A 6,333-nucleotide genomic window follows, 5' to 3' on the forward strand; every position below is an offset into this window, starting at 1 on the left:
CCCCACCTCTTTCCCCCCCCGCCGCCCTTCCGCTTTCCCGCCCTGCCGCGGTCCTCGCCCGCCCCGGCGTGGTCCTCGCTGGCGCGGTCGCCGGCGGCAGCGGGGATTCTCACAACGCTCGGCGCTGCTGATGGACCGACCGGTTTGCGAGGATGAGGCCATGGCATACGACGCGAGCACGCTGCCCGACGTGTCCGGGCTGACGGTCGGCATCATCGGCGGCACCGGCGACCAGGGGCGGGGCCTCGCCTACCGGTTCGCGCGGGCCGGTCAGACGGTGCTGATCGGATCCCGGTCGGCCGAGCGGGCCGCCGAGTCCGCGGCCGAGATCGCCGCCCTGCCCGGGGTGCCGGCCGGCGGCAGCGTCACCGGTGCGGCCAACGACGAGGTGGCCCGACACAGCGACGTGGTGATCATCGCGGTGCCGTGGGACGGGCACGCCGCCACCGTCGCCGCCCTCGCCGAGCCGCTCGCCGGCCGGATCGTCGTCGACTGCGTCAACCCGCTCGGCTTCGACAAGCAGGGCCCGTACGCGCTGACCGTCGCCGAGGGCAGCGCCGTGCAGCAGGCCGCCGCGTTGCTGCCCGACTCCCGGGTCTGCGCGGCGTTCAACCACGTCAGCGCTCCGCTGCTGGCCGACCCGGAGGTCGAGCGCATCGACCTGGACGTGCTGATCTGCACCGAGGACCGCGAGCTGGTCGACATCGTCGGCGCGCTCGCCGCCCGGATCCCCGGCATGCGGGGCATCTACGCCGGCCGGTTGCGCAACGCCCACCAGATCGAGGCGTTCACCGCCAACCTGATCGCCATCAACAAGCGCTACAAGGCGCACGCCGGCATCCGCGTCACCGACCTCTGACCCGAGCGGCGTGATCCACTCCAGTTTCGTGAAATCGCGGTGTCCCGATGCCCGGGACACCGCGATTTCGGCAAAGCCGAGTGGATCACGCCTGCTCGGAACTAGAAGGTGTGTTCGGCGGCGGGGAACTCGCCGCCGCGGACCTCGTCGGCGAAACGGCGGGTGGCGTCGGTGAGGGCGCCGGCCAGGTCCGCGTACCGCTTGACGAAGCGGGGCGCCTTACCGGTCCGCAGCCCGGCCATGTCCTGCCAGACCAGCACCTGCGCGTCGGTGTCCGGGCCCGCGCCGATGCCCACCGTGGGGATCGGCAGCTCGTGGGTGATCCGCTTGGCCACCTCGCCGGGCACCATCTCCAGCACCACCGCGAACGCGCCCGCCTCCGCCACCGCCCGTGCGTCGGCCAGCACCTCGTCGGCGGCGTCGCCCCGGCCCTGCACGCGGTAACCGCCCAGGGTGTGCTCGCTCTGCGGGGTGAAACCGATGTGCGCCATCACCGGGATGCCGGCGCCGACGATCGCGGCGATCTGCGCGGCGTTGCGGCGGCCACCCTCCAGCTTCACGGCGTGACAGCCACCCTCCTTCATGAATCGGACGGCGGTACGCAGCGCCTGGGCCGGGCCCTCCTCGTACGAGCCGAACGGCAGGTCACCGACGATCAGCGCCTGCCGGGTCGCCCGCACCACGGCCCGGACCAGCGGAAGCAGTTCGTCGACGGTGATCGGCAGGGTCGTCTCGTAGCCGAACACGTTGTTCGCGGCCGAGTCACCGACAAGCAACACCGGGACACCGGCCTGGTCGAAGATCGACGCCGTGTACTGGTCGTACGAGGTGAGCATCGGCCACCGCTCGCCGCGCTCCTTGGCGGCCATCAGGTCGCGGGTGCGGACCCGCCGGGTGGCCGGGCCGCCGTACAACGCGGTCACCTCGTGCGGAGTGGACTCCACCATCTCTGTCTCCCTTCCTCGAGGCCGCCTGCGCGGTCCCCGGGTTCCGTCGCGATCGTCGCACCGGGAGACGGGGTGAGGGCAGGGCCCAGTGCAAGATGTCACTCCACCCGGCCCGAGGTCGCGGCGTCGCAACCGTGCGGCGCCCGCGCGGCGGCGCCGGGCCGCGCCACCGACCCGGCACCCCCCAGGGGTACGGCTCAGCCCTGCTCGCGCCACCGGTTGGTGATCGGCAGACGGCGGTCCCGACCGAACGCCTTCATGGAGATCTTCGTGCCCGGCGCCGACTGCCGTCGCTTGTACTCGGCGGTATCCACCAACCGCAGCACCTTGTCCACCACCGCCGGGTCGTGACCCGACTCGACCAGCCCGTCGCGGCCGAGGTCGCCGTCGACGTAGCCGATCAGGATCGGGTCCAGGACGTCGTAGTCGGGCAGGCTGTCACTGTCGAGCTGGCCCGGGCTCAGCTCGGCGCTCGGCGGCTTGCCGATCGAGTTCTCCGGGATCGGGGCGGTCTCACCGCGCCGCGCCGCGTCCCTGTTGCGCCACTTCGCGAGCCGCCAGATCAGCGTCTTCCAGACGTCCTTGACCGGGTTGAAACCGCCCACCGAGTCGCCGTAGAGGGTGGAGTAGCCGACCGCCAGCTCACTCTTGTTGCCGGTGGTCAGCACCAGGTGGCCCTCCTGGTTCGACAGCGCCATCAGGATCACGCCACGGACCCGGGCCTGCAGGTTCTCCACGGCCACGCCGGACAGCGACAGGTTGGCCAGGAAACCGTCCACCATCGGCTGGATCGGCTCGACGCGGTAGTCCAGGCCGGTGCGCTTGGCCAGGTCGGCGGCGTCCTCCCGGGAGTGCTCCGAGGAGTGCTGGCTGGGCAGCGACACCCCGACCACCCGGTCCGGCCCGAGCGCGTCGACGGCGAGCGCGGCCACCACCGCCGAGTCGATGCCGCCGGAGAGACCCAGCACCACCGACGGGAACCGGTTCTTGTTGACGTAGTCGCGCAGACCCAGCACCAGTGCCTGCCACACCTCCGCCTCGTCGGCCACCGGCTCGATCAGCCCACCCACGGCGGGCGGGCCGGACGGCGTGGGCGGAATGCCGTCCAAGGTGCTGTACACGATCCGCATGTCGTCGGCCACCGTCTCGGTGGTCGGCGGGGTGGCGGCGGTGGGCAGCTCGACGTCGTGCACGAGCAGGTGCTCGACGAACTGCGGGGCCCGGGTCAGCAGCTCACCGTCGGCGCTCACGATCATCGAGTCGCCCTCGAAGACCAGCTCGTCCTGGCCGCCGGTCATGTTGACGTACGCGATGGCGGCGCCCGCCTCGGCGGCCCGGCGGCGGACCAGCGGCAGCCGGATGTCGTCCTTGTTCAGCTCGTACGGCGAGCCGTTGATGTTGACGACCAGCCCGACGCCGGCCCGCCGGGCGGCGGCGAACGGACCGCCGGCCTGCCACAGGTCCTCGCAGATGGTCAGCGCGACGTCCACGCCGCCGATCCGCACCACGGTCAGCGCGTCCCCGGAGATGAAGTACCGGTCCTCGTCGAAGACCCCGTAGTTGGGCAGGTGGTGCTTGAAGTAACGGGCAACCACGACGCCCCGGTGCAGAAGCGCGGCGGCGTTGCGGGCACCCCGGCCCGGCTCGGCGTCCCCGCTGACCTGCGGCGGCCCGTCAGCGTCCAGGTAGCCGACCACGACCGGCAACTCGCCGAGGCCGTCGGCGGCCAGGTCGGCGGCCAGCCGCTCCACGGCGGCCCGGGACGCGGCCACGAACGAACGCCGGAAGACCAGATCCTCGACCGGGTAGCCGGTCAGCATCATCTCCGGGAAGAGCACCAGCTGGGCACCGGCATCGGCGGCCTGGCGAGTCCAGCTGCGGACCAGGTCGGCGTTTCCGGCGAGGTCGCCGACGCTCGGGTTGACCTGGGACAGGGCGAGACGCAGGGTGGGCATGTCTTCATCTTGCCCCAGCCACCGCGCGACATTCCGTACCCTCGGGCGAGATTGCCGCCACCTGCCGCGACGGGCGCTCGGCCGTCCTGGCGGCGGATCTGGCGGCGGGTGTGGCGGTACGGGTGGCGGCGCGGCTGGGGCACGTGCTCGCCGGGCGGGACACGAGGGGACGGCCGGCGGCAGTTCGCGTAACGTCTGCGTAACCAGGCCCGGGAACACTGGGCGATCAGGTCGGGTGCAGCCCGACCAAGGCGGACAAAAAGAGTGTCGCGAGGGGTTGGGGAAGTGGACCGTCAGCAGGAGTTCGTCCTCCGCACGCTGGAAGAGCGGGACATCCGGTTCGTCCGGCTGTGGTTCACCGACGTTCTGGGCACGCTCAAGAGCGTTTCGGTGGCACCCGCCGAGCTCGAAGCGGCCTTCGAGGAGGGCATCGGCTTCGACGGCTCGGCGATCGAGGGTTTCGCCCGGGTCTTCGAATCGGACATGGTGGCCATGCCCGACCCGACCACCTTCCAGGTCTTCCCCTTCGAGGGTGGGGTCAGCGGCGAGAGCGCCCGGATGTTCTGCGACATCCTGCTGCCCGACGGCGGGCCGTCCTGGGCCGACCCCCGGCACGTGCTGCGCCGCGCGCTGTCCAAGGCCGCCGAGAAGGGCTTCACCTTCTACACCCACCCCGAGATCGAGTTCTTCCTGCTGGAGAACGGTCCGCAGGACGGCTCGGTGCCCACCCCGGTCGACACCGGTGGCTACTTCGAGCACACCACCCACGCCGTGGCCCGGGACTTCCGCCGCCAGGGCGTGCTGGCGCTGGAACGAATCGGCATCTCGGTGGAGTTCAGCCACCACGAGGTCGCGCCCGGCCAGCAGGAGATCGACCTGCGCTACGCCGACGCGCTGACCACCGCCGACAACATCATGACCTTCCGGCACGTGGTCAAGGAGGTCGCGCTCTCCACCGGTGTGCAGGCCAGTTTCATGCCGAAGCCGTTCACCGACCAGCCGGGCAGCGGGATGCACACCCACCTGTCGCTGTTCGAGGGGGAGCGCAACGCCTTCCACGACAGCGGCGACCCGATGAAGCTGTCCAAGGTGGCGAAGTCGTTCATCGCCGGCCTGCTGGTGCACGCCCGGGAGTACACGGCGGTCACCAACCAGTGGGTCAACTCGTACAAGCGGCTCTTCCCGCAGCACCTGCCCGACCGGATCACCGAGAGCCCCGCGTACGTCTGCTGGGGTCACCTCAACCGGTCCGCGCTGGTCCGGGTGCCCGCGTACGGCAAGCCCAACTCGGCCCGGGTCGAGGTCCGCTCACTGGACTCGGCGGCCAACCCGTACCTCGCCTTCGCGGTGCTGCTCGGCGCCGGCCTGAAGGGCATTGAGGAGGGGTACGAGCTGCCGCCGGGCGCCGAGGACGACGTCTGGTCGCTGACCAGCGCGGAGCGGCGCGCCATGGGCTACGAGGCGCTGCCGGAGAACCTCGCCGAGGCGATCGACGTGATGGCCGGCTCCGAACTGGTCGCCGAGGTGCTCGGCGAGCACGTCTTCGACTTCTTCCTGCGCAACAAGCGGGCCGAGTGGGAGCAGTACCGCCGCGAGGTCACCCCGTACGAGCGGCAGCGCTACCTGGCGCTGTAGCCGCAGGGGCTGACGCCATTGCGCGCTGCCGCTATCGTCTCGATCACCGCGCCGGTACCCCTCCGGGCGGAGAGTCGGGAGGCAGTCGGTGCTGGAGGATCTGCTCAGCGGTGCCTGGCAGAGCGTCGTGTTCGGGATCGTCGGCGTCGGGCTCATGGCCGCCGGCTTCGGGCTCGTCGACCTGCTCACCCCGGGCCGGCTACGCGACCTGATCTGGGTCGACCGCAACGCCAACGCGGGCTTGCTGCTCGCCGCCAACCAGCTCGGCATCGCCGGGATCGTCTTCACCGCGATCCTGACCAGCTACAGCGACTTCGGCAAGGGGATCGCCTCCACCGTGGTCTTCGGGCTGGTCGGGTTGGCGATCATGGCGTTGGCCTTCGTGGTGCTGGACCTGCTCACCCCCGGCAAGCTCGGCGAGGTCATCTGCTCGCCCGAGCCGCACCCGGCCGCCCGGGTCAGCGCCGCCACCCACTTCGGGGCCGCGCTGATCGTCTGCGCCTGCATCGCCTGAAGCGGCTGTCCGCGTTGCCGTGCGGGCGGCTGTCCGCGTCGTTGTGGCGGTCGCCCGCGTCGCTGTGCGGGCGGTCGCCGGCGGGCGTCGTACCCCGGCCGTAGCGTGCCGGGCATGAACCGCACGGATCGCCTCTACGCGCTGGTCGAGGAGCTGCGGGCCGTGTCACCACGGCCGCGCAGTGCCCGCTGGCTGGCCGCGCGCTTCGAGGTGAGCAGCCGGACGATCGAACGGGACCTCGGCGCGTTGCAGGAGGCCGGGGTACCGATCTGGGCCGAGCCCGGGCGCACCGGCGGCTACGTCCTGGACCGCGCCCACACCCTGCCGCCGGTCAACCTGACCCCCGCCGAGGCGGTGGCGATGGCCGTGGCGCTGCACCGGCTCGCCGGCTCGCCGTTCGCCGGGCCGGCCGCCACCGCGCTG

6 protein-coding genes are annotated in these 6,333 nt (G+C 71.7%); 4 read left to right on the forward strand and 2 right to left on the reverse strand.

Going from position 1 to position 6,333, the window contains the following annotated elements; all coding sequences use genetic code 11:
* Window positions 1-160: 160 nt before the first annotated feature.
* The gene (npdG, locus tag PSH25_RS21795) at window positions 161-859 is read left to right on the forward strand and encodes an NADPH-dependent F420 reductase (protein ID WP_238660839.1); all 699 of its coding nucleotides are present in this window, start codon (window positions 161-163) and stop codon (window positions 857-859) included.
* A 101-nt stretch (window positions 860-960) separates the two neighbouring features.
* Here the strand turns inward: npdG and panB are convergent, their stop codons facing one another.
* Together panB and PSH25_RS21805 are read right to left on the reverse strand one after the other, a co-directional pair.
* Window positions 961-1,806 carry a 3-methyl-2-oxobutanoate hydroxymethyltransferase gene (gene panB / locus PSH25_RS21800; protein WP_238660840.1) on the reverse strand — a complete coding sequence of 282 codons (846 nt, stop codon included), beginning with the start codon at window positions 1,804-1,806 and terminating at the stop codon, window positions 961-963.
* Window positions 1,807-2,003: 197 nt separating this feature from the next.
* Complete coding sequence (locus tag PSH25_RS21805) at window positions 2,004-3,761, reverse strand: NAD+ synthase (RefSeq protein ID WP_238660841.1); 1,758 nt, start codon at window positions 3,759-3,761, stop codon at window positions 2,004-2,006.
* Window positions 3,762-4,046: 285 nt separating this feature from the next.
* Here PSH25_RS21805 and glnA point away from each other — a divergent pair, with 285 nt between their 5' ends.
* The 3 genes from glnA to PSH25_RS21820 form a co-directional block, all read left to right on the forward strand.
* Window positions 4,047-5,396 carry a type I glutamate--ammonia ligase gene (gene glnA / locus PSH25_RS21810; protein ID WP_091409557.1) on the forward strand — a complete coding sequence of 450 codons (1,350 nt, stop codon included), beginning with the start codon at window positions 4,047-4,049 and terminating at the stop codon, window positions 5,394-5,396.
* Window positions 5,397-5,484: 88 nt separating this feature from the next.
* Window positions 5,485-5,910, forward strand: coding sequence for a DUF350 domain-containing protein (locus tag PSH25_RS21815; protein ID WP_238660842.1), 426 nt, complete (start codon window positions 5,485-5,487; stop codon window positions 5,908-5,910).
* A 114-nt stretch (window positions 5,911-6,024) separates the two neighbouring features.
* The coding region (locus PSH25_RS21820) for a helix-turn-helix transcriptional regulator (protein ID WP_238660843.1) at window positions 6,025-6,333 on the forward strand (309 nt) is incomplete at its 3' end.

The sequence above is a fragment of the Micromonospora foliorum genome, assembly GCF_022229015.1.
GTDB classification, from domain to species: domain Bacteria; phylum Actinomycetota; class Actinomycetes; order Mycobacteriales; family Micromonosporaceae; genus Micromonospora; species Micromonospora foliorum.

Excerpts from the sequence above, each read along its gene's own strand:
- PSH25_RS21805 (WP_238660841.1), bottom strand. The coding sequence starts at position 3,761 with ATGCCCACCCTGCGTCTCGCCCTGTCCCAGGTCAACCCGAGCGTCGGC.
- npdG (WP_238660839.1), top strand. The coding sequence starts at position 161 with ATGGCATACGACGCGAGCACGCTGCCCGACGTGTCCGGGCTGACGGTC.
- panB (WP_238660840.1), bottom strand. The coding sequence starts at position 1,806 with ATGGTGGAGTCCACTCCGCACGAGGTGACCGCGTTGTACGGCGGCCCG.